Annotated in this window: 18 protein-coding genes and 3 pseudogenes; 15 read left to right on the top strand and 6 right to left on the bottom strand. The window is 69.4% G+C overall.

The genetic code is table 11. From position 1 onward, the window contains the following. Positions 1-259: 259 nt before the first annotated feature. Genes ACFY1J_RS44075 through ACFY1J_RS44055 form a run of 5 tightly spaced genes read left to right on the top strand, consistent with a single transcriptional unit; the run spans position 260 to position 5,504 of the window. Positions 260-1,333 carry a phytanoyl-CoA dioxygenase family protein gene (locus ACFY1J_RS44075; RefSeq protein ID WP_390712845.1) on the top strand — a complete coding sequence of 358 codons (1,074 nt, stop codon included), beginning with the start codon at positions 260-262 and terminating at the stop codon, positions 1,331-1,333. After that, entirely contained in the window at positions 1,315-2,634 is a 1,320-nt protein-coding gene (locus tag ACFY1J_RS44070; protein ID WP_390712846.1) for a DUF6271 family protein, read from the top strand. Before ACFY1J_RS44075 ends, ACFY1J_RS44070 begins: the two co-directional genes overlap by 19 nt. Before the next feature lie 8 nt (positions 2,635-2,642). Continuing rightward, positions 2,643-3,821: a type III PLP-dependent enzyme gene (locus ACFY1J_RS44065; RefSeq protein ID WP_390733175.1), complete on the top strand. Its 1,179-nt coding sequence runs from the start codon at positions 2,643-2,645 to the stop codon at positions 3,819-3,821. Next, positions 3,818-4,363 (top strand): GNAT family N-acetyltransferase, encoded by a 546-nt coding sequence (locus ACFY1J_RS44060; protein ID WP_390712848.1) that lies wholly within the window; start codon positions 3,818-3,820, stop codon positions 4,361-4,363. The genes ACFY1J_RS44065 and ACFY1J_RS44060 overlap by 4 nt, the downstream gene beginning before the upstream one ends. After that, complete coding sequence (locus tag ACFY1J_RS44055) at positions 4,341-5,504, top strand: MFS transporter (RefSeq protein WP_390733174.1); 1,164 nt, start codon at positions 4,341-4,343, stop codon at positions 5,502-5,504. The genes ACFY1J_RS44060 and ACFY1J_RS44055 overlap by 23 nt, the downstream gene beginning before the upstream one ends. Positions 5,505-5,809: 305 nt before the next feature. On the opposite strand, the gene ACFY1J_RS44050 is transcribed toward ACFY1J_RS44055, so the two are convergent. Continuing rightward, a complete protein-coding gene (locus tag ACFY1J_RS44050) occupies positions 5,810-6,478 on the bottom strand; it encodes a hypothetical protein (protein ID WP_390712850.1) in 669 nt (222 codons plus the stop codon). A 253-nt stretch (positions 6,479-6,731) separates the two neighbouring features. On the opposite strand from ACFY1J_RS44050, the gene ACFY1J_RS44045 reads away from it, so the two are divergent. From ACFY1J_RS44045 to ACFY1J_RS44025, 5 genes are all read left to right on the top strand, one after another. Then, positions 6,732-8,777, top strand: a complete 2,046-nt coding sequence (locus ACFY1J_RS44045; RefSeq protein ID WP_390733180.1) for a protease pro-enzyme activation domain-containing protein — start codon at positions 6,732-6,734, stop codon at positions 8,775-8,777. 834 nt (positions 8,778-9,611) lie between these two features. Next, positions 9,612-9,770: a hypothetical protein gene (locus ACFY1J_RS44040; RefSeq protein ID WP_390712851.1), complete on the top strand. Its 159-nt coding sequence runs from the start codon at positions 9,612-9,614 to the stop codon at positions 9,768-9,770. Between the two features lie 240 nt (positions 9,771-10,010). Next, entirely contained in the window at positions 10,011-10,226 is a 216-nt protein-coding gene (locus ACFY1J_RS44035; protein ID WP_390712852.1) for an NAD(P)-binding protein, read from the top strand. A gap of 78 nt (positions 10,227-10,304) precedes the next feature. After that, entirely contained in the window at positions 10,305-10,949 is a 645-nt protein-coding gene (locus ACFY1J_RS44030) for a hypothetical protein (RefSeq protein ID WP_390712853.1), read from the top strand. 120 nt (positions 10,950-11,069) lie between these two features. After that, positions 11,070-11,612 carry an FABP family protein gene (locus ACFY1J_RS44025; protein ID WP_390712854.1) on the top strand — a complete coding sequence of 181 codons (543 nt, stop codon included), beginning with the start codon at positions 11,070-11,072 and terminating at the stop codon, positions 11,610-11,612. A 174-nt stretch (positions 11,613-11,786) separates the two neighbouring features. On the opposite strand, the gene ACFY1J_RS44020 is transcribed toward ACFY1J_RS44025, so the two are convergent. Beyond that, entirely contained in the window at positions 11,787-14,513 is a 2,727-nt protein-coding gene (locus ACFY1J_RS44020) for a LuxR C-terminal-related transcriptional regulator (protein WP_390733173.1), read from the bottom strand. Between the two features lie 211 nt (positions 14,514-14,724). Here ACFY1J_RS44020 and ACFY1J_RS44015 point away from each other — a divergent pair, with 211 nt between their 5' ends. From ACFY1J_RS44015 to ACFY1J_RS44000, 4 genes and pseudogenes are all read left to right on the top strand, one after another. Then, positions 14,725-15,387, top strand: coding sequence for a DUF4232 domain-containing protein (locus ACFY1J_RS44015; RefSeq protein WP_390712856.1), 663 nt, complete (start codon positions 14,725-14,727; stop codon positions 15,385-15,387). A gap of 405 nt (positions 15,388-15,792) precedes the next feature. Beyond that, positions 15,793-16,152: pseudogene (locus ACFY1J_RS44010) on the top strand (transposase); the annotation flags it as partial. A 53-nt stretch (positions 16,153-16,205) separates the two neighbouring features. Then, positions 16,206-16,595 (top strand): annotated as a pseudogene (locus ACFY1J_RS44005) (ISAzo13 family transposase); the annotation flags it as partial. 52 nt (positions 16,596-16,647) lie between these two features. Then, on the top strand, positions 16,648-16,851 hold the full coding sequence (locus ACFY1J_RS44000) for a hypothetical protein (RefSeq protein WP_390712857.1): 204 nt from the start codon (positions 16,648-16,650) through the stop codon (positions 16,849-16,851). 124 nt (positions 16,852-16,975) lie between these two features. On the opposite strand, the gene ACFY1J_RS43995 is transcribed toward ACFY1J_RS44000, so the two are convergent. The 4 genes and pseudogenes from ACFY1J_RS43995 to ACFY1J_RS43980 form a co-directional block, all read right to left on the bottom strand. Further along, positions 16,976-17,560: a DUF6262 family protein gene (locus tag ACFY1J_RS43995; RefSeq protein WP_390712858.1), complete on the bottom strand. Its 585-nt coding sequence runs from the start codon at positions 17,558-17,560 to the stop codon at positions 16,976-16,978. Further along, the gene (locus ACFY1J_RS43990; RefSeq protein ID WP_390733172.1) at positions 17,557-19,371 is read right to left on the bottom strand and encodes a tyrosine-type recombinase/integrase; all 1,815 of its coding nucleotides are present in this window, start codon (positions 19,369-19,371) and stop codon (positions 17,557-17,559) included. Before ACFY1J_RS43990 ends, ACFY1J_RS43995 begins: the two co-directional genes overlap by 4 nt. A gap of 669 nt (positions 19,372-20,040) precedes the next feature. Then, the gene (locus ACFY1J_RS43985) at positions 20,041-21,420 is read right to left on the bottom strand and encodes a cytochrome P450 (protein ID WP_390712861.1); all 1,380 of its coding nucleotides are present in this window, start codon (positions 21,418-21,420) and stop codon (positions 20,041-20,043) included. Positions 21,421-21,499: 79 nt separating this feature from the next. Further along, a pseudogene (locus tag ACFY1J_RS43980) lies at positions 21,500-21,700 on the bottom strand (IS630 family transposase); the annotation flags it as partial. A 137-nt stretch (positions 21,701-21,837) separates the two neighbouring features. On the opposite strand from ACFY1J_RS43980, the gene ACFY1J_RS43975 reads away from it, so the two are divergent. Continuing rightward, entirely contained in the window at positions 21,838-22,176 is a 339-nt protein-coding gene (locus tag ACFY1J_RS43975; RefSeq protein ID WP_390712862.1) for a hypothetical protein, read from the top strand. Positions 22,177-22,373: the final 197 nt, after the last annotated feature.

Raw genomic sequence — 22,373 nt, 5'->3', positions numbered from 1 at the left:
GACCAATACGCCTCCGCTCAGGCTAACCGCTCGTGTCAAGTGGGCCCGAATCGCGCCTACTTGGCGAAAACGCGCCCTCAGCTGGGATGTTTGACACGTCGAGTTGGTCTAGTCCAAGTTAGTGGCACGCGAGTTCGAAGAGGGGCTGGTGTGGCCCGTGGTGCAGTGATCCTGCCGGAATGGCCACCGCCCTTCACTCCGCGCAGTTGGTGACCCTGTTGGGATCGCCGGTACCTGAGATCGAGGTGTGGAGCACCGTATGCCCACGACTGACCGTTATCTCCATCGAGCCCCTTCGAACATCCCCTACTTCAGCTCGGACGGCGAGACCTATCTCGCCCAGACACCCCTGCGGGACCTGAAGAAGACCCGCCCGCTGCGCGTCCTCTCCGAGGAGGACTTCGCCTTGTGGCAGACCTGCGGCTACGTCGTGGTGAAGCAGGCGATCCCCGCCGCCCATGCCCGACAACTGCTGGACTTCGCCTGGGCGTTCCAGGGACTCGACCCCGAGCGTCCGGAGACCTGGTACGAGGACCGCGAGTACCGCTGCGACCTGGACCGGGAACTGCACATCTACGGCTTCGTCGAGGCCTATCACCACCAGCTCATCTGGGACAGCCGCCAGACGCAGCGGGTCTACGACGCGTTCGTCGACGTCTGGGACTGCGAAGAGCTGTGGGTGACGCTCGACCGGCTCAACCTGAACCCGCCCAACATCAAGAGCCGTGACCGGGCCCTGATCCCGCGCACCGCGCAGGGCTTCGACATCGAGCTCCACTGGGACGTCGACACGACACTCGGCATACCGCCGCAGCGAGTTCAGGGGATCATCGCCCTGAACGACACCAGGCCTGAACTCGGCGGCTTCCAGTGCTGCCCCGAGCTGTTCAGGCAGTTCGACCGGTGGAAGGCACTCCAGCCGGACAACCGCGACCCGATCCGGCCCAGGATCGACCGCGCGGAGTTCCCCGTGGTGCGACCCGAACTCGAGGCCGGCGACCTGCTGATCTTCAACGGCCTGCTCGCGCACGGCGTGGCACCGAACACATCCGACGGCAAAGTGCGTGCGGTCCAGTACCTGTCGATGATGCCGGCGCTGGAGTCCCACCAAACCCTGCGGCGTTCCCGGGCCGATTCGTGGCGCACCCTCAGCACTCCGGACTGGAACGCGACGCTGCTCGGCGACGCCACAAAACACGAATCCCTGCGGTACGGCAGGGCCCACCTCGACGAACTCGGGGCCAAGCTGCTGGGCCTCACATCCTGGAGCGGGGCAGACCTCGACGAGGCGGTCGAGCCGGCCGGAGAAGAGACATGCGCCGAATTTGTCTGACCCTGCCGACCAACAGGCCCTGCACGGCGACCATCGCGGCCGTGGCCGAGGAAGCGGCCTACGCCACCGAGCACTTCGACACCGAGGTGCACCTCCTGATCCTGGACTCCTGCGCCGCGCCCGTGTACGCCGAACACGCCGAGGCCGTGCGCCGCATAACCGGCGATCCGCGGATCGCCATACACCATCTCGACGAGGCACGGCAGCGGGACTTCCTCCGGCGGGTGATCGACCGGGCAGGAGCGATGAAGCCCGACCTCCTGTTGGATCTGATGCTCCCGGCCGCCGTGTCCTACGGCGCCTGCACCAACCGCGCGTTCCTCGTCGCCGCCGCGCTCGGCTGCCAGTCCGTCCACCGCAGGGACTCCGACAGCCGATACCAGGTCGTGAACGGCCGGACTATCTTCCCCATCCACCACGAGCTGATGTCGCTCGGCAGGCGCGCGGCCGACGCTGCGCCCCACGTCACCGAGATCGCACTGGCCACCGACCACATGAACCGAAAGGTCGCGATGGTCGGCAGCTCCTTCGTCGGCGAACTGTCCGTGGACATCGGCGAGATACTCCGGATCGACCCCGACGTCTACCACGACATGGTCGGTCTGTGGGCGCCCGTGCACTGGTCCGGCGAGCAGAAGAGGCAACTCGTAGACGAGTCCTTCCGGGGCGCGGACACGGACGCCTTCACCATGGACCACTCCACGCTGACCGCGGTCGACCCCATGCGCGTGGACATGTGCAACATCGCCTTCCACGGCGTGCACGAACGCGTGCCCCTGCCGCCCGCGACCGACACGATCGGCAGCGACTACTTCCTGATCCACCTGGTCCACGCCGCCGCACTGCCGGGCGTCCTGCACAACCGGAACATCGTCAACTTCTACACCGGCGAACGCCGCACCGACTCCGGGTTCAGGTCCTACCAGCTGCGCTTCGTCAAGTTCCTGCTGTCGATGCTCTACTTCAACTTCGTCTACGACCAAATGGCCCGGACCGGCGCGTCGTTGCTCGATGAAAGGGGCCAGGTGCGGGCGTCGGCCGTAGCCCTGCTGGCGAGGGAAAGCGCAGGGCTCGACCAGAGCGAGAACGTCCACCGGCTGGACGTCCTCGACGCCGCGTACCGCAAACTGGGCGGCAGATACGCCGAGTTCGCCGACCTCCTGTGGCAGCGCCGCGCCCGCCTCCTCGACGAAGCACGCAGCGACATCGAGGACTTCGCCCTGCTGGTGGAGGCATGGGAGCCGCTGGTGCGGTCGGCCGCGCTCACCTCCGTAGTCCCGGCGCCCGGGCAGCAACGGTGAGAGCGCACATGACGCACGAGTCCGCACCACTGCTCTCCGCGCTGGCCGGCGCGACCGAGGACCGGATCGTCTTCGACCTGACCGGAATCGAACACCGCTACGACACCCTGCGGCGCGAACTGCCCGACGTCGCCGTCCGATTCGCCATGAAGGCCTGCCCGGTGGACGAGGTGCTCGCCTGCCTCGCCGGGAAGGGCGCCGGAGTCGACGGGGCAAGCCCCCGCGAGCTGGAGCAGGCGCTGCGTGCGGGCGTGCCGGTCGGCAGGATCCACTACGGCAACACCGTCAAGTCAGACCGTGACATCGCAGATGCCCACCGCCTCGGCGTCAGGGACTTCGCGACCGACAGCATCGAGGACCTGGCGGCCATCGCGGTCCACGCCCCGGGAGCCCGCGTGTTCTGCAGGCTGGCGACCAGCGGTGAAGGGGCGCTGTGGGGCCTCAGTGACAAGTTCGGCTGCACACCCGCGGACGCGGTGCACATCCTTCAGGCGGCGCCGGAGAAGGGCCTGACACCCTCCGGTCTGTCCGTGCATGTCGGCTCCCAGCAGATGACGGCGGACGCCTGGTACAGCGCCGTCGAGTGTCTGGCAGACGTCCTGTCCGCCCTGGGTCGGCGCGGGATCGTCCTGGACCACGTCAACCTCGGAGGCGGCCTGCCGGCCCTCGGATACCTCGATCGGCACGGCATGCCACTGGACCCTCCACTGGACAAGATCCTCGCCGTCATCCGCGAGGGAATACGCCGCCTCAGGAAAGTCCATGGCGAGCACCTCGAGTTCGTCATGGAACCGGGGCGCCACCTCGTCGCCGACCACGGGGCCATCCGGGCCCACGTGGCCCGGTTGGCTGAGCGGCGCCGCCCCGACGGCGAGCGCCAGTACTGGCTCTACCTGAGCTGCGGCAAGTTCAACGGCCTCTACGAGATGGACGCGCTGCAGTACCCGCTCGTCTTCCCCACTCACCCCGATGCCGAGTACGTCCCCGCCGTCGTCGCGGGTCCCACCTGCGACAGCGACGACGCCTACCCCCAGGGACACGGCCTCGTGCACGTCCCCCGGGACCTGGCATCCGGCGATCCTGCCTGGGTGCTCTCCAGCGGCGCCTACGCGATCAGCTACACGACCCGGGGCTTCAACGGCTTCGCCCCGCTCCCGTACACCTGCACGGGCGGAGGACGCCCGTGAGCGGCGGCGGCGTACACATACGCCACATCACCGACGCCGACTGGGACGCCATCGCGGCGATGGAATCCCGGACCTACGCGGAACTCGGCCTCTCTGAAGGGCGAGCGGCCCTGCAGTCCAGGGCGTACGCCTCGCCGGACACCTGTTTCGTCCTGGACGTCGGCTCACAGCCGGCCGGGTACCTGCTGGCACTGCCGTATCCCCCCTTCAGATACCCGAACCTCGATCGGGCGGAGGAGCCGGCGGTCCCCTCGCGCACTCCGCGCAATCTGCACCTGCACGATATCGTTGTCGCGGAGCGCCTGCGCGGCAGGGGACTGGGGCAGCGTCTCCTCAACCACCTGACCCTGACCGCCGGTTCGCGCGGGTTCGAGCGGATCTCGCTCATCGCCGTGGGCTGCAGCGAGCCCTTCTGGTCGGCGCGCGGGTTCAGTGCGTACCCGGGGATCTCCCCGGGCGGTTACGGCGCGAACGCCGTCTACATGTCCAAGACGATGGCCGAGTCGACGAAGCGAGTTGATGTGCGTGTTCCCTGTCCGTGATCCATTCCACCGCGGCCAGTTGGCCATCGCCGCGCTGTTCTGTTCCCTGGGCTTCCAGTACGCCACCTGGGCCTCGCGCATCCCCGCCATCAAGGCGGACCTCGGGCTGACCGCGGCCGAGGTGGGGGTGCTGCTGATGGCGGCCGGCATCGGCGCGGTGGCGTCGTTTCCCCTGGTGCCGGTGCTCGTGAAGCGGCTGGGCTCCGCACGGCTGGCACTGCTGTCGGCCCTCTGCCTGGCCCTGCTGCTTCTGGCACTCGCCGCGGCGCCGGACTATCCGGTCGCCCTGCTGGTCATGGTGGCCGACGGGGTGTGCGTGGGGTGTCTGAACGTAGCCATGAACGCACAGGGAACGGCACTGGAGACCCGGTACGAACGCAACGCCATGGCCCGGCTGCACGCGACGTTCAGTGCCGGCTCTCTGCTCGCGGCGCTGCTCGCCTCCGGTATGAACGCGGCGACCTCCTCCGTCGCGGGACACTTCGGCGTGGCTGCCGTGGTCCTCTTCCTGCTGGCCGCTCTGGCGCGCTCCGGTCTTCTCGAAGACGAGGCTCCCGCGGAGGAGAGGCAGAGCAAGAGCCGCACCGGATGGAGTCTTCCGGCCCGGATGACGCTCTGGATGTGCTGCGCCATGGCGTTCGGCACGGTGACCGAGGGCGCCATGAACGACTGGTCCGCCCTCTACATGAGGGAAGTCGCCAAGGCCTCCACAGAGTTGGCTCCGATGGGCATCGCCGTCGTGTCCGGCATGATGGTGGTGGCCCGGCTCTTCGCCGACGGCTGGCGCAGCCGCTGGGGCGACGGGCGCGTCGTCCTGCTCGGCAGTGCAGTGGCCGCCACCGGGTTGGCCTTCGCCTTGGTGACCGGGGGAGTGGCGTCGGCCCTGGTCGGGTTCGCCTGCGTCGGACTGGGCTGCGCGGCCGTGACCCCCTGCGTCTATGTGGCTGCGGCGAAACAGGGCTCGCAGGCACTGGCACTGGTCGCCGCGATGGGCACGACGGGTCTGCTGGCCGGGCCGCCGCTCATCGGTTTCGTGGCGAATTCGAGCAGCCTGGTGTGGGGCCTGGCGGTGGTCGCGGCAGCCGCGGCCGTGGTCTCCCTGTGCAGCACGCAGATCCGGTGGACACCAGTGAGCGGCTGAGCCATGCCTTCCCGTGACGACGGGCGTTGAACTTCGAACCGCTCGAACTCCCCGTCCCGGCGGCGCGGCAGGTCGGGTGCACGGACAGGCCGCAAGTGACGGGCACACGGCCACTGAGTTCAACGTCGGTACCGTTGGCGTTGGTTCGCTGAAGGTGGCGAGCATCCCGCTACTGGGCGCAGCGGCTGTCTCAGCAGCGACGCCGGGACAGCCGAACAGCGGCAGCGCCCCCCCGTGAACGGCCGCCGCGCCGCCTGGGCTATGCCGGAGCCACCCAGACGCGATCGTCGACACCATGACCTTTTTCAGCGCTGTCGCTCGACGAGGGTGAGGACGGCAGCAGAGAATTCCTTCAACATCGCGTCAAGCCCGGCGGACCTCGCCGAACTGCCGAAAACTGGGCTGGACCTCGTGCTACAGGGGCGCGGGAGGCCCGCGGTGAACTTGGTGATCCGGGACCGAAACGGCGACGGCGGCAGGCTGTGGGAGCGTGCGGTGATCACGCTGCGGACGGGTGGGGTGCTCAGCGGTCGGCCGTCGTGGGTGAGGCGGCGGGCGAGGTGGTCGTCGCAGTCCTCCCCCCAACCGGTTCCCGGCTCGCTGCGTGCGGCCGGGATCACTATGGTGGTCAGGCTGGGCCAGGCGGTGGGGCCGGTGTAGGCGAGCCGGCCTTGAAGGCCGGGATCGGCCCACTGTAGGCGGGAGCGGCCGGTGATGACCCACAGGGCGTTCGGCGATGGAACCGCTCCTTGCCCGTCGTGGTCGGCGTCCGCGAGGCGGATCAGCGTCGGCGGCTCCGTCAGGCAGGGCATGTCGGCGAGCGGGTCGACCCCGACCTCGGTCTCCGGATCCGTCGCCATGAAGGTGTAGGCGTCGATCGTCCTTGCGAACCGCAGCGCCGATGGTCCGAGCGCGCAGTTGCCGCACCTCTCCAGGCGGCCCACAGATCCGTTCGTTTCGGCCGCGAGCTTCACGCGACTTCCTGGAGCGAACCATCTGGTCGAACCGCGCGACCTCCCCTGCCCGGGCCGGAAGCCCGCGGACGAGGATCCTGGAGCGCGTGTAGGGCCGCGGCGATGCGACACCGCAACGCCGGTCCACGGTGCTGACGCTCATTCATTTCCGCACCGTGTGGCGTAGATCACGGCGGAGCGCGCAACCAACATGCTCGTGGCCAGACGTAAGTAGTCGAACGACCTCACATCCGAGGCTTCCCCTGAGCAAAGGATCCGTCGTGACACGTCTCCGAAGGCACCGAACGCGAGGACGCTCGCCCCTGCCCTCACCGCGGTTTGGGCGCTCGCCACCGCGGTTGCGGCAGGCCTGTTACCGTCCCCCACGGCTGCGGCGGCCTCTCCGGAACGCCAGGAACTCACCGCGTCCCGGCCGGCCTGGACCGCCGCCGGGCATGACGGTGGAGCCCTGGCCGCCACCGCTCCGGTGGACGCACGCGTCTACCTGGCCGGGCGCGATCCCGCCGCGCTCGCCGCCTACGTCCGTGCCGTGTCGGATCCGCACAGCCCCATGCACGGGAAGTTCCTGACGCCCCAGCAGGCGGCCGGGCAGTTCGGAGCCACCGCGTCGCAGATCTCGGCGGTGCGGAACTGGCTGACCCGCGCGGGCCTGACCGTGACCGAGTCCACCGCCCACTACCTCGCCGTGCACGGCACGGTCGCCGCGATGAACGTGGCGTTCGGTACGTCACTGCACTCGTATGCCAGCAGCGACGGCACCTACCGGGCGCCGAGCACGTCCCTCAGCGTCCCCACGGCGGTGCGGGCCGCCGTGCTGGGCGTCATTGGCCTGGACGATCGCCCTGTCAAGGTCCGCACGCCCGGCGGCGCCGCCCGGCAGCCGTCCACCTCGCGGACACCCGTTACGCAGACGTCCACCCCGCCGCCCCCCACGCCGCCGTCCGTCACGCTGCCCCCCACGCCCGCTTCCCCGTGCTCGGCGTACTTCGGAGAAAAGAAGGCCACCGATCTCCCGTCCCTGTTCGGGCACCCCGCCAGCTACGCCCCGTGCGGCTACACCCTCGCCCAGATCCGGGATGTCTACGGCGTCACCAGCAGCGGCCTAACGGGCAAGGGTGAGACGGTCGCCGTCATCGCCGCCCATGCCTCGCCCACCATCGAGTCCGACCTGAACCGGTGGTCGACCGACGTTGGACTACCGCCCCTGACACCGGGGCAGTTGGCCCAGGACCTGCCCGCCGGCGGCACCACCCCCGACGCCGGCTGGTCCTTCGAGCAGACCATGGACCTGGAGGCCCTCCACGGCATGGCCCCCGACGCCCGCCTGAAGTACGTCGCAGCCGCCGACTACTCCTCCACCGCGTTGCTGGACGCGGTGACCCGGGTGGTCGACCGGCACCTGGCGAGCATCGTCAGCAACTCCTGGACGCTCTACGCCGATGACGAGCTTCCTGCCGCCACCCTCGCAGCCTTCGACCAGCAGTTCGAGCTGGGCGCGGTCGAAGGCATCGGGTTCTACGTCGCTTCAGGCGACGAGAGCGACGAGCCGTCCTGCCAGGGAGAGGTCGGCGGGTTCGCGAGCCGGCCCGCAACCGCGGCCACGTCGGCCCCGGCCGACTCCTGTCATACCACGGTGGAGTTCCCCGCCTCCGATCCGTGGGTCACGGCGGTCGGTGCCACCAGCCTCGGCATCAACTCGCACGGCCGCTATGCCTTCGAGACGTCCTGGCGCGACCGGAACGGGACACTCTCGGCCGACGGCCGGAGCTGGCAGGTCGTAGACGAGGCAGCGTGGGGATCGGCCGGCGGCGCCAGCCCTGCCTTCGCGCAGCCGTACTACCAGGTCGGCGTGGTGCCCGACGCGCTCCGCAAGCCCACCGGGGCCTCGGCGGCCGAGCGGGTGGTGCCGGACATCGCCGCGTTCGGGGACTGGGACATCGGTTTCACCGTGGGCCTGACCTACCAGGTCTCACCTGGCCGGATCGCGTACGGCGCCTACAAGAACGGTGGAACCAGCCTGTCCGCCCCGCTGGTCGCCGGACTCCAGGTGCTGGCGCAGCAGGCCCGACGGGGCATACCGATCGGCTTCGCCAACCCCCGGATCTACGCTCGCTACGGCACCGCCGCCTACCACGACGTGAGCGACCACCCCTTCGGGGCGGGCACCGAGATCACCATGGTCGACCGGCCTCGGCCCGGCTCACCGCTCACCATCCACGTCCTCGGCCATGACAACAGCCTGCAGGCACTCCACGGGTTCGACAACGCCACCGGCGTCGGCAGCCCGAGCCGGAGCTAGCTGGACTCCTACCGCTGACAGCGGGCATCGAACGGTGCCGATCCAGCAGATCGCGGCTGGTGCCGCCGACGGAGTCGTCGGGCGCCGCGGCGGAGCTCGGCCAGCGAGCGGGACGCGGGGCAGCGTCGATGCGGTGGCAACCGATCCGGGTCGGCACCCGTCGCGCCGGGAAGGAGGGCTCGCCGCCGAGCACACGTCCGAGCGCCGCGAGGCTGGGGCGGTCAGAGCCCGGCTGAGGAACTGGCCCGTCCGCGGGCTGAGAACGCCAGGTTGCTGAAGGCGGAGAAGGAATGGCACTGGGAGCGTGAGATCCTGCCTTGAGCGGCCACCGACTTCGCCCGACAGGACCCATCCAGTTCCGCGTCGCCCCCACCCTGGGCCGCCGCTACACCGTGGGGACAGTGAACGGCGAGGATGTCAAGCACATCGGTATCCTCGACGCCACCGACGCGCCACCGACGCGCCACCGACGCGCCACCGACGCGCCACCGACGCGCCACCGACGCGCCACCGACGCGCCACCGACGCCACCGGTCCCGGCACCGCCTGGATCCGCCGCCTGCACGCCGGCGACCGGCTGACGGTGCGGGCTGGCCGGCACCGGCCACCAGGTGAAAGCGGAACCCGCCGCCTCTACCTCGGCGACGGCTGCGCCCTCGGCACCCTCGACGCTTTCGCCCGGAGCGGCGAAGCACCGGTCGTGGCCATGGAGGTGCCGGCGGACGCCGTCGACCCCTCGCCGACCGCTGGCCCCGCTACCGCTTCCTGCCCGCGGCACAAGCGCCGGGTGACGCAATGCAGTCCTGGCTCGAACGAGCCATTGAAAAAGGTGAGTTGACGGACCTCGACAGCGCTCTGCTGCTGGGGCACGCCCAGTCCATCCAGGGCCAGCGGCGAGTGCTCATCGACAGCCAAGTCCTGGCGCGCCGCGCCATCACCACAAGGCCGTACTGGGCCGACGGCAGGGAGGGCCTCTGGTGCTCGCCGACGTGAGAACGAGCCGCGGAAGGCGACGGACCCGGCTCCCGGCAGCAGCAGTATTCGGCGCCCCCTCTCAGCACCTCATAGGAACACCCCGTGCCTCGTCCTGCGCGCAGCAGAACTCCGCGAGGCCCGCCTGCCCGCGGTGTGCGGAGAACGAGTGCGGCCCACCGCACCCCGAGAACAAGGAACCCCACGTTTGACATCTGGCCGGCCGACGCATCGGCGCGGCGCAGCCAGGAAGGAATTACCGTGACTGAGACACACCGCCACCTCCCCAAGCGCTCCGCTCTCGTCACCGGCGCAAGCATCGCCGGCCCCGCGGTCGCCTACTGGCTGCACCGCTACGGCTTCGACGTGACCGTCGTCGAGAAGGCGGGCACCGTGCGCGGCGGCGGCTACCCCATCGACATCCGCGGCACCGCCGTGGAGGCGGTGCGGCGCATGGGCCTCCTGCCTCAGCTGTAGAAGGCCCACGTCAACACCCATCGCATCACCTTCCTGGACGTCGACGGCGGCACCGTCGCCGCACTGCGCCCCGAAAGCATGGCCATCGGCGCCGACGGCGACCTCGAAATACGGCGCGGCGACATGACTCAGATCCTCTACGACGCCGTCCGCGACTCCGTCGCGTTCGAGTTCAACGACTCCATAGCCACCCTTGACGACCGTCACGACGGCATCGAGGTGACCTTCCGCAGCGGCGCCCGACTCACCTTCGACGTCGTCATCGGGGCCGACGGACTCCACTCCAACACCCGTCGGCTGATCCTCGGCCCCGAGGAACGCTTCCACCACTACCTCGGCGCCTGCTTCGCCGGCTTCACCCTGCCCAACTACCTCGGGCTCGCCTCCGAGGGCCTGCTGTGGAATACCCCCGGCCGGTCCGCCGCCCTCTACGCCGTCGGCTCCGGCCAGAACGTGTTCGGGCTGCTCACCTTCAGGTGCTCCGACCCGCCCTTCGACGCCTTCCGCAACCCCGACGCACAGCGCGAGCTGCTCACCGCCACCTTCGGTCATCACGCGCGGCGACGTGCGCAAGGGCGGCCCGAAGGCCGACGACGACCTGGGCAAGTTCGGCAAGCTCGCGACGTATACGGTCGTCCGCGAGGCCGACGGAGGGTGGCGTATCGCCGCCGTCCAGAAGACGCAGCGCAAGCCGCTGATGGAGGCGGTCTCCTTCCGCTTTGAGCCCGCCACCCGCCCCGTCGCGCGCTGAACACCGGGGTGAGCGCCTTGCTCGTCGCCGAGGAGTTGGGCGCCTAGGCTTTCACCTGGCACCGGCACCCGTACAACCCGAGGAGCGCGAACGTGTTCGACCCTGCACCGGAGCACCCGTACCCCGATTCCCACCGGCCGGACGACGCGCCTGCACCGCACGCACTGCTCGCGCCCCTGCTCGGTTTCCTGGGCACATGGCAGGGCCGGGGCCAAGGGGGTTACCCGACGCTCGCCGGGGACTTCACGTACGCACAGGAGGTCGTCTTCAGTCACGACGGCCGTCCCTTCCTCCGCTACGAGGCCCGGGCCTGGCTGCTCGACGCCGAGGGCGCACCGTTGCGTCCGGCGGCTCGGGAGAGCGGATGGTGGCGCCTGCTGCCCGACGGCCGGGTGGAGGCACTGATCACCCAGCCCACCGGCATCGCCGAGATCGCGGTCGGCCAAGCGGCACAGGACACGGTCGATCTCTCCACCCACGAGGTGGCCCTCACACCCACTGCCAAAGAAGTCGACGCCACCCGCCGCCGCTACACCCTGACCGACAGCGACACACTCACGTTCGTCCACGACCTCGCGGCGGTCGGCCAGCCGTTGCAGCACCATCTCTCGGCAACCCTGCGACGCACGCGGTAGGCCGCACCTTGTCGGCACCGTGACTTCACTGCTGATCCTTGCCGTTCCCCGACCGGACTACACCACGAAGGCCAAAGAGCAGGGGAGCGCACCCGCGATAGCCGACATCGGCAACAGCCTCGACGATGCCGACGCCGAACACTTCACTCGCCCTGTCCCCAAGTCCGCGTCGGCTCAGATGCGTTTCCGGCTCGCCTCATTGAGTGCGGAGCCGAGTTGGGAGCGGCCTCGGATGCCGAGCTTGCGGTAGGTGTTCGTCAGGTGCGTTTCAACGGTGCGGCGGGCGAGATGGAGCAAGGCGGCGATCTCCGCGTTGCCGTTGCCCGCTGCCGCCAGTGAGGCAACATGGCGTTCGCTGGTGGTGAGGGAGGCAACGCCCGTGTGGTGGATTCGGAGTTGGCGTCCGCCGACGGTGCGCACGGCAGAGTCGGCCAGTCGCTTCAGGCGGATCGTGCCCAGGCGTTCGGCCAGGGCGGCGGCCTCGCGCAGCACCTCCCGTGCGCGGCCGGGTTGGCCGGCTGCGAAGAGGGCGCGGCCGTGCACCAGCATGGTCGCTGCCAGTTCCGGGGGAGCGGGGCTTTGGCGGTGCAGCGTGACCGCGTCCTGCAGCAGGGCGAGCCCGTGTTGCCCGCCTCGGGCCTCTCCGACGGCACGCAGGGCCCGTCCGACGAGCCGGGGTGTGCCCCAGATGCGGGCCAGGCGCAGTTCCTCTTCCGCGAGGGGGAGGGCCTCGGCCGCTCGACCCAGGCGAAGCAGGCAGTGGGCGGCCGCGGAACGCCAAGGCGTGGCCACCGGACTGAGGGTCTGCCGCGCCTGTTGGAGTTCGCCACACGCGGTCAGGTGCCGTAGTGCGCCCGAGGGGTCGTCTTCGGCCCAATGCAGCAGGCCTTGCGCGTAACGGAATTCGATCCACTCCCACGAGTCGCGGCTCCCCTGCGCCTCGATCATCGAGGCGAGCCGCCTGGCGTCGGCCAGACGGTCGAGCTCGACGAGAGCGATCACACCCTGCGCGCGTACGTGGGTGTTGGCGCTGTGGCCGTCGGGACCGGTCATCGCCTCGGCGACTTGCGTGTAGCGGCCGCGCATGACAGCGGTTTCCGTCCGTACGCTCACCAGGCACTGCTGAGCAGGATGCAGCGGATGGTCTTGGTGCAGAAGCAGTCCGCGCTCGACCAGAACATCGGCGTAGTCCAGCTCGTCGGCCCACTGTGCCAAGGTCGCCAGCGAGGCCAGCAGATACAGCTGCAGACCTGGGTCGGTCGGCGCGGCCAGGATCGAGCGGACGCGCTGCATGGTCTCTTCCGCACTGATCAGACCAGCAGTGGCCTCGTGTTCGGTGAGCAGGGAGTGTGCCATCGGGTCGGTGCACGGCGGTGCCTGCCGGGCGCGGTGCTTGACGTGCGGCAGCAGGTTGCGCCAGCCCGACAGCTCGTGGCTGGCGATGAGCGCCGTGGCGGCCTGGGCGGCATGCACGACGTCGGCGAGGTCCTCGCGTTCACCGAAACCCTCCGCCAGTCGGCGCAGCACGTCGAGGGCGGCGGGGACCTCGCCGTGCGCGGCGAGCGCGGCGCCGAGTGCGTTGGCCACCCGCAGCCTTCCGTGAGCACTGCTTTGGAGTCGCAAGGCCTCGGTCAGATGCCGTACGCCGGCTGTGCGGTCCGTCCGGACCTCCAGACAGCCGAGCGCGGTGAGTACCTCACCCCGCCGGGAATCGGTGAGATTCTCGGCCAGCGACCTGCGGAGCAGCGCAATCGCCTCGGGCCGGCGGCCCTCACGCGAGGCCCCGCTTGAGGCATCGACGAGTGTCTCCACCGCCCACTCCTCGCCGGCCGCCGGAGCCCTCAGCAGGTGGCGAGCGACCACGTCCACGGGGGCGTTCTGGCGAAACAGCACTTCGGCGGTGCGCAGGTGCACCAGGGCTCGGCGCCGCGCGGGCCACCTCGCCAGTACTGCCTCGCGCAGCAGGGGGTCGACGAAGCGCGGTGATGGATGTCCGGTCGGCTCGCATGCCTTGGCGAGGAACCCCTCCTCGCGCATAGCGGCCAGCCATCCGCTCACCCGGGTCGTGTCGGCCTGGGCCACCTCGGCCAGGAGCTCGGCCGTGACGCAGTCCTCGCCGTCCAGTTCGGCGACCACACGCGCAACGTGCGCGGTCAGCGCTCCAGCAGCCTCCAGCCACCAGTCCACAGCCTCGGTGAAGCTCTCACGGACCGCAGGCCCGCACAGATCGTCCAGTAGGGCGTGCACCAGCATGGGGTTTCCGCATCCGGCGCTCGTACAGAGCTCCATGGCCGCCTCCGGGGTTACGTCCGAAACCCCCTCCGCTGCCCCCAATCGGTCCTGGACCAGCGCAGCCACCGCCTCACGCGGCAGCGGCTCCAGCCACTCGGTCACCACCAGCTCCGGCGCCAGCCCCCTAGCCGCTCCCGGCGGCATGGGGCCTTCCACGTCGTAGTGGTGCCGCTCGCTCACCACCAGCAGCACCGGCAGCAGGTCCACCCGCCGGCCGAGTTGGGCGAGCCAGCGCCGCGAGGCCTCGTCGGCCAGATCGACGTCGTCGACCGCGACCAGCAGCGGCCCTTGACCCACCGCAGCGCGCAACTCGTCCCAGGCGACCACCGGCAAAGCCTGGCCGTCGAAGGACAAGCCCCTTCCGTCGCCGATCAGTTGTCGCACTACCCCCAGCGGAGTTTGTGATTCCTCGGCGGAACAACGGGCTTGCCGTACGCACATCCCAAGGCGGCGTGCTTCGTCGGCGACGGCCCGCAGCACCGTGCTACGCCCCGATCCGGTGGGCCCGCGCAGGACCAGCAGTCGTCCGCAGCCCGTAGTGGCCCGCTGCAGCAGTTCCCGGATGCGCACAAGCATCTGCTCGTGCCCACGCAGGCCGATCCGTGGCATGTGCCGTCCCTCCTTGAGTGTCGTCGACCATGTGAGCACACCGACCTGCCGGACGGTTCTCCTGTTTTCGTCACAGTTCTGCTCGTGGATCTCGTGGCCGACCACGATGGTCCACGAGGCCCGAGAGTCCCACGATGGTGGCTCACGGCCGGGCCGCTGCGATCTGCGGCCCATCTGCGCCACCACCGATCCTTAACTGGGGGACACTGCCATGAGCACCACCATCCGCCGCGCCGCGACGGCGCTGACCGCCCTCTCGCTGAGCACGCTCGCGCTCACCGCATGCGACCCCGGCAGTGCCGACGCTGCCGCCCCGGGAAAGACGACCACGGCAGGCACGCCGGCGCCGAAGCAGAGCAGCGCGGCGTCCACCGCCGGGACCGCCTCGGCCACCCCGACCCGTTCCTCGGCCTCGGAGGGCTCGGGGGGCTCGGGGGAGGGCTCCACAGACGGGCAGGCCCCTACCGAGGGCGACGTCCCGACGTGCCGTTCGAACCAGCTGAAGCTCACCGTCACTCCGGTTTCCCGCCCGGTCAACCACGCATTGATCACCGCCACCAACGCCAGCCACTCCGCATGCCGCATCCCGCGCAACCACCCGGTGGTCACGTTCGACGAACTCGACGGACAGGCCGACCTCATGGGCAAGGCAACGAGTTCCGAGACCGCGTTGGAGGTCGGCAAGTCCGCCTACGCCGCGTTGATGCTGTCCCGGGCCGACCAGGAGGGCGGCAAGACCGTCCAGAATGTCAACATCGCCCTGACTGCCGACGCGCAGCCGACCGCGGTCCAGATCGCAGGCAACCCGCTGGTCATCAATGATCCCCAGGTAAGCACCTGGTACGCCACGTCTGCGGAAGCCCTGCTGTACTGACGTGCGCACAGCCAGGTTCGGGTGACGCCACCGTGTTCACGCGCAAGTCAACCGCCTGGGCCACGGTGGTGGACGTGTCCGTGTGTAAGTCCCTCGGTTTCAGTCGGCGTTGAGCCTGTCCTCGAAGAAGAGTGAGAACTGGTTCAACGCCTACTTCCAGTGTGCGACATGGTTGAGGTCGCGGGCCTTGTCCTCGCGGACCAGCCAGCCCCGGCGGCGCTGCGTCGGCTCGACGACGGCAGCCAACACCGCATCGTGAAGGTATTCCACGATGCCCAGACCCTCACTGACGACCTCACAGCGCTGGGATGGTCGGTCGGCATCCGCTCCATGGGCTGGAATCAGTACTCCAGCGGCGAATCGTGTCCTGAGCTGGTCGTTCTCATTGTGCTGTTCATGGTGAGGATGGTGGATAACGAGGGCTGGGCTGCTGAGCTGGAGTTGGTGTTTGCCCGTGTAGCAGGGCGGCTTGGACGGGCGGATCTGCGGTGGCGGATGCGGGACTGTGTCCGCGGGCTGCTGGCGCCGGTGGCCCGGAAGAACGGCTGACAGTTGGCGGAGTATGCCGGTCACCGGACGCCTGACGGGTTGCAGCGGTTGCTCAATTCCAGCCGCTGGGACGCCGATGCCCTGCGCGATGACCTGCGGAATTACGTGGGAGAACGGCTTGGGCCCGGGGGTGTGCTGATCGTGGACGACACCGGGTTCATCAAGAAGGGCACCACATCGGCCGGCGTGGGACGGCAGTGCACGGGCACTTCCGGGGGCCTGTACGTCAATTAGTGTTCGGTGCAAAGGAGTTGGTGGAACGCTGGGGTATGGCTGTGCGTCCGGCCAACCAGGCCCGCGTTGTCGCCTTGAAGGCGAAGTTCGATCAGTTCCTGCCGCACCTCGATGAGCGCCGTCGTCGGCTCTACCTGGCCAGCGAGGCCTCCACGATCGGCCACGGCGGGATCGCTCTGGTGGCTGTTGCCTCCCGCACCAGCAGGGCCACCATCACACGAGGCATCGCCGAGCTGGCTCGGGGCTCCCCGCCGACCCGACGGGTTCGCGCCCCGGGAGCCGGCCGCAAGCCCTTGACGGTCACTGATCCCGGTCTGCTGTCGGCGTTGGAGGCGCTGATCGAGCCGCACACCCGCGGCGATCCCGTCTCCCCGCTGCGCTGGACCACGCTGTCGCTGCGTACCTTGGCCTCGGCCTTGACCAGCCTGGACGTCCTCCGGCCGCCTGCTGCGCACCCTTACCGGCCACACCGGCCCCGTGGACACCGTGGTGTTCAGCCCAGACGGCCGCATCCTGGCCACCGCCGGCTACGACGGCACCGTCCGGTTATGGGCAGCTGACCTGCCGTACGCCGATCAGGCGATCACCAAAATCTGCAGTGCGGTCGCCCGCGACCTCACAGCAGACGAACGAGCCACCTACCTTCCCCAAGGGGCACCCAGCACGGTGTGCCGCCCCTGACTCGCACCCGATGAGCTATCGGACGGGCTGTTCGCGCAGTGCCGCGAGCCGCTCATCGCCACGCACGTCGCCGTAAGAACTGCCAGGATTCGGGCACACCGCGTGCCGTACCGAACAGGCGGCGTCAGAGCCGCCGAGGCGGACACTCTGGGGGTGGCTGCAGTTCCAGCAGCTGGGCTTCCAGGTCGGCGATACGTTTGTCGGCGAAGCGGAGGTTGCTGCGGGAGCCTTCGAGGCGTTCTTGGAGGAGTCGGTGCTCGCGGGTGAGTTGCTGGACTCGGTGCTTGAGGCTGGTGTTCTCGCTCACCAGGGCTTGGACGGACTCGCCGGGCACGGTCTGGTCGAGGTCCCGCAGGCGTCCCATCAGCTCGCCGATCCGCTGGCGCTGGGCGAAGATCTCCTTCTGGGCGCGGGTGAGTTCGGCCTCGGCGTTCAGTGCGCGTTCCCGCCAGGTCGCCTCAATCCGTTCGGTCGTCGCAATAGCGGCTTGGTCGTGGCGGCTCCTGCTGTCCGCGACGGCAGCCTGCACGCGGGTGCGCGCCTGTGAGTTCTCGTACAGGAAGGTGGCCGAGACGCCGGCTCGGGCAGCGATGGCGCGGACGGTGAGTCGGCCGCGTTCTCGGCGTAGCTGGGCGATGGCGGTGTCGACCTGGGCGAGTTTGTGGCGGGTCTGCTGTTGGCGGGCGGCGTGGGCGGCGGTCGTGGTCATGTGTCCTGTGGTTCCTCGGGTTCTTCCTCTTGCGGGTGGTCCTGGCTTTGGGCCAGTTCCGTCGCGCGGAAGGCGGTGCTCCATACGCGGCCGAAGAAGTCCTGCGGGCGGCGGAGGTCCAGGGCTTGGGCCTCTTCCAGCAGGCCGACGGCGGCGAGGGCCTTCTCCAGGCCGTCGATCGCGTGGGCGGTCGGCTCGAACACCTGGTGCAGGTAGTCGGCGGTCGTGCTGTCGGGGGCGCGTTCGGCGAGCAGGCGCCACTGTTCGCGCTTGCGGTGCCAGTAGACGAGGTCGGCGCCGGACAGGACGAACTTGTCGCAGTGGTGGCAGTTCAGGTTCCAGGGGCAGGCCGCGCCGTCGACGACCGGCTGGAAGGTGCAGAAGCCGCCGTCGGTGGGGGTTGATGTGCGGGTCAGGTCGATGGCCAGGGCTTCAGCCTGCTCCCGGGTCATGGGCTCGCCATCGGACAGCAGGAGTCCGGGTTCGGCGGAGCCGGGGCCGGCTACCCATACCGCCTCCAGGGCCGCGTTCAGGGTGGGGTCGTTGTGCGCGAGGTGGACGTAGTGCTCGGCCATCTCGCGGGAGAGCTGCCCGAGGTAGCGCTCGACGTGCACCAGGTCGGCGCCGTTCTTGAGCAGGTTCGTCGCCAGCGTGTGGCGGGCCTGGTGCAGCACTCCGGTGCCGACCTGCAGCGTTTCCATCCACTGCCAGAAAGAGTCCGCGAACCACTGGTAGCTCACGCTCGTGCGCAGGTCCGGGTTGCGGATCCGGCTGGGGAACAGCGCCAGCTGCCGGCGCTCCTGGGCGGTCGGAGGGCGGCCGTAGCGGCCGGTGAAGCGGGTCCGGGTGGTGGCCTGGCGCTGCTCGATTCGAGCGAAGAGCCGGTCGGGGATGCGGATGGCCTGGTCGTAGTTGCCGACCTTGGTCTGGTCGTGCCAGAACAGCGCCAGCCCGTTCAGCCGGGAGATGCACTCGTAGCGCACCTGAAGCACCTCGTTGACGCGGCGTCCGGTCAGCACGAGGATCTCCCAGGCGTCGCGCAGCCGGCCGTCGAACGGGTCGAATTCGCTCTCCATGCGCCGGAGGTTGTTTGGGCGGGCCAGAGCCCGCGCGAGTTCGTCGGGGAACGGCGAGCGGCGGCGTACCGGCGGGTGGTAGCTCGGGATGGCCACGATGAAGCCGCAGTCGAGGCCGAGCTGGTCGGCGGTGCCGGTGTCCAGGGCCTCGCGCAGGAGGCGACGGCAGTTGCGCAGCACATGGCCGAGCATGATCGGCGTTACGGTGGAGGGCTGTCCGCTGCGGCTGTCGCCGTCGCCGCGGCGCTGCAGTCCGAGGGAGGGCAGCCGGTGCTCGGCCCGGTGCCGCTGATCGGCGACGAAGTCGACGGCAAGGGCCCGCGTCAGCGTGCGCGGGTCGTGGCCGCCGCCCGGTGCGCGGGCCTTGAGGAACGCGCTCAGTTCCACGATCGCCTTGCGGTTTTGGTCCAGGGTCGCTCCGGTGCGCGGCGGGTCGCTCTCCAGCCGGGCTGCAAGGCTGTCCCACAGCAGATCGCGCAGCCAGCGCTGCGACACCCCGCCCAGGTCCCAGTGCGAGTGGCGGTGCTTGAAGCGGACCCCGAAGTGCTCCGTCTCGATGAACCCGGCGTCCCGGGTGTCCTCGCGGCTGAAGTAGATCAATCGCAGGTAGTGCAGCATCGCCTTGGCGATGCTGTGGCGACGCGCGTACTGCCCAGTGGGGCTGGGCTCGAAGTCCAGGTCCACCAGGGAGTTCGCCTGCTTCTGCCGGCACTCCACGAGCGGCTCGTCGAGCATGTCGATCTCACGCTCACGCCGGTGGCCTGCCCCGTGGGTCCGTAGATCCACTAGCCGTTTGCCCCAGGCGGTTGGCCCGCAGCCAGGCGTGGACGGCCTCGACGGACCCCAGCTTCCCAGAGGCTGGTAGGCCGAAAGGGACCGGGGTCAAGTCGTGAGCTGCGGCGGTCAGGCCGTTGCCTCGACGTCCTCCTGGCACAGCGGGACGGCGCCGTCGGCGCGCTTGAGGGCCATGCCGACGACGATCAGCTCGGCGCCCTTGATGCCTTACTGGTCGCAGCGCTCCCCCCATCCCTACGCCTGTACGGCTTCCGTCGCCTTCCGCAAATCCTCGAACAGCTCGTCGTACCTGCGGGCCTGCTAGAGCGTCCAGCCGGGCGTCCCTGGCCGGCCGCTGTGCTCCTTGCCCCGTTCGGTCCCCTCAAGCCACCCGGGGTGCGGCTCACGAGACCACGGGAGCGTCTTCTGATAGGCGTGGAGCGGCAAGTACAGCTCGGCGGCCTTGCGCAAGAACGCGCGCTCCCTGCTCACCAGCGCCCAGGCCGTCTTGGACGCGCACCAGTGGCCGGTATCCTCTTCCTTCGCCGCGCTGAGGCTGATGGGCATCGCGCGCGAGGGGGATGGCAACGCCGGCACCGTCCCTGACAGTGGTGCCGCAAGAGACACGCGCTAGAGGCCGACCCCGGCTCGGGGGCGGACGGTCATCCGCAGGGCGCGCGGCCGTACGGTGAGCCGGGCGACCTGGCGGATGACCTGGCCCTCGGCGAGTTCCAGCCGTACCGAACGCAGCATCGTCGCGAGCGCCGTGACCATTTCGGTGAGGGAGAAACGGTCCCCCATGCACTTGTGCTTGCCGTCCCCGAAGGGCACGAACGCGCCCGGCGGAGGCTCCTGAGCGGCGTCGGTCCACCGGTCCGGGTCGAAGGTGAGCGGGTCGGGGAAGCGCTCGGGGTCGCGGTGCATGGCGTGCTGGCAGTAGGCCAGCTCGGTGCCGGCGGGCAGCGTCCACTCGCCGAGCCGGGTCTCCTCGGTGGTCCGGCGGGTGACCAGCCAGCCGGGGTGGTGCAGCCGCAGGGTCTCCGTGATCACCCGGTCCAGGTACGGCAGCCGGATCACGTCGTCGAAGGCGACCGGCCGTTCGCCGAGGACCTCGTCCAGCTCGGCCAGGACCCGGGCCTCGATGCCGGGGTTGCGGGCGAGCTCGTACAGGGTCCAGGACAGCAAGGACGCGGTCGTCTCGGTGCCCGCCACGGCCAGGAGGAAGATCTCGGAGCAGATCTGATGCCCGGTCAGCGGCTCGCCGGACTCCTCGTCGATGGTGCGCAGCAGCATGGAGAGCATGTCCCCGGTGTCGTGCCCGGAGGCCTGCAGTTCGTCGACGGCGGTGCTGATGGTGGCGCGCACCCCGGCCCGGGCCCGGTCGAAGCGGCGGTTGAAGGGCAGCGGCAGGCGCTCGGCCCAGTCGGGCAGCATCATGCGCACACCGACGCCGCTCATCACCACCGACACGTCGCTGCGCAGCCGGCGGAAGACGGCGTCATCGAGGCTACCGGCGAACACCGTCTTGGCCAGCATGTCGAGACTGAGCCCGACCATCGCCTCGTGTACGTCGAGGGGCCGCCCCCGCTCCCAGGCGGCGACGGTGGTCGACACCTCGGCGCGCATGAGGTCGACGTACCGGCTGATCTCGGTGTGGGCGAACGCGGGTTGAAGCTGGCGGCGTTTGCGTACGTGGTCGCGGCCGGTGGCGGTGACGACGCTGTCGCCCAGCAGCTGGCCCAGCTTGTCGTAGAGCCGGCCCTTGTCGAGGCTGGGTCCCAGGGCCTTGAGCATCTGGTGGACCAGGGCCGGGTCCTGGACCACGATCGTGCGCGTCCCGGGTTGCAGGATGATCTCGACGAGTGGTTCCCGTGTCTCGCGCAGCGAGTCGATGAAGCCGAGGTTGTCGCGCATCTTCAGCGCGTGGCCGATGAGCGGAAACGATCCTGCGGCCCGGGGTATGGGGGGAGGCGCAGTGGACGTCACAGGTGATCCCTTCACGGCAGTCATGGGCGCCCTTATGACTGCCCTGAACCTTCCCCAGCGCAATCCTGTCATGAACGTGTCCTGCGCCACGTGGGACAAGCTGGTTGGTCAGCACGTCCCGGACCCGATCCGGGCTGGTGAACGTCACCTCGGCGATTTTCGCCACCGACATCTCCTGTGCGGATAACAGCACCATCTGGGCCCGCCGCCAGGTCACTACCGATCCGGTGCCTCTGCGGATGATCCGCAGCAACCGCCGACCTTCGTCATCATCGATCTCCCGGACCTGCACACGTTCAGCCACCTGATCAGTCTGGCCGCCTTTTTGGACTACGCAGCTGTCAGTGACGTGCGCAATGAGCCGGGCATGAGTATCTGGTGAAGCCCCGATGAGTAGTTGAGCTCATGTCGCTGTCCGGCCGCCGAGTGCAGCCTGGATCCGTGAACGTGACCCGGAACGTCAAGCCCCGCGACCTGGCCGACTGGCCCGCGTGTCGCTTCCTTGCCCTGTTCTTCTGGAGCTGGGTGGCGCTGATCACGTTCGGTCCCGTCCTTCTCCTGGCTGTTCTCTCCGTCGCCTGGATGCAGCCGTTGACGTCGGTGATCCCGTTGACAAGAGTGACCGCGCTCCAAGTCGGCCTCATCGCAGCCGTCGTGACACCCCTCTACTTCGCCCCTGGCATCCGTCGTCTCGTCCGCTCCGCCCGGTTCGCGCTGCTGGGTCCCCTGGCCGGCGCCATCGCTCTGACCGTGTTCCTGTGCCACGGCCCTCACAGCTGACCTTCGTCATACCCAGCGTGTCCTCCGGTGGTCCGGTCAGCAGCCCGATGCCGCCCTGCGTAGCAACCATGCGATACGGCAGGACAGGGCGAACGTTGTCTAAGAAGTCATCTCATTTGGTTGAGTCTGCGGTAGCAGATGAGGGTGCAGGCGATGCTGGTGAAGGCCAGGAAGTGGCTGGCCTTGCGTTCGTAGCG

This window comes from Streptomyces sp. NPDC001406 (assembly GCF_042895285.1).
Lineage (GTDB): Bacteria > Actinomycetota > Actinomycetes > Streptomycetales > Streptomycetaceae > Streptomyces.
The sequence above is the reverse complement of the archived record's forward strand: the minus strand, read 5'-3'. Positions and strand labels throughout refer to the sequence as shown.

What these genes read in the sequence shown, in the direction of transcription:
- ACFY1J_RS44020 (WP_390733173.1), bottom strand. Translation starts at nt 14,513, where the DNA reads ATGCCACGGATCGGCCTGCGTGGGCACGAGCAGATGCTTGTGCGCATC.
- ACFY1J_RS44030 (WP_390712853.1), top strand. Translation starts at nt 10,305, where the DNA reads ATGGCCATCGGCGCCGACGGCGACCTCGAAATACGGCGCGGCGACATG.
- ACFY1J_RS43990 (WP_390733172.1), bottom strand. Translation starts at nt 19,371, where the DNA reads ATGCTCGACGAGCCGCTCGTGGAGTGCCGGCAGAAGCAGGCGAACTCC.
- ACFY1J_RS44055 (WP_390733174.1), top strand. Translation starts at nt 4,341, where the DNA reads ATGTGCGTGTTCCCTGTCCGTGATCCATTCCACCGCGGCCAGTTGGCC.
- ACFY1J_RS43995 (WP_390712858.1), bottom strand. Translation starts at nt 17,560, where the DNA reads ATGACCACGACCGCCGCCCACGCCGCCCGCCAACAGCAGACCCGCCAC.
- ACFY1J_RS43985 (WP_390712861.1), bottom strand. Translation starts at nt 21,420, where the DNA reads ATGACTGCCGTGAAGGGATCACCTGTGACGTCCACTGCGCCTCCCCCC.
- ACFY1J_RS44015 (WP_390712856.1), top strand. Translation starts at nt 14,725, where the DNA reads ATGAGCACCACCATCCGCCGCGCCGCGACGGCGCTGACCGCCCTCTCG.
- ACFY1J_RS44075 (WP_390712845.1), top strand. Translation starts at nt 260, where the DNA reads ATGCCCACGACTGACCGTTATCTCCATCGAGCCCCTTCGAACATCCCC.
- ACFY1J_RS44065 (WP_390733175.1), top strand. Translation starts at nt 2,643, where the DNA reads ATGACGCACGAGTCCGCACCACTGCTCTCCGCGCTGGCCGGCGCGACC.
- ACFY1J_RS44070 (WP_390712846.1), top strand. Translation starts at nt 1,315, where the DNA reads ATGCGCCGAATTTGTCTGACCCTGCCGACCAACAGGCCCTGCACGGCG.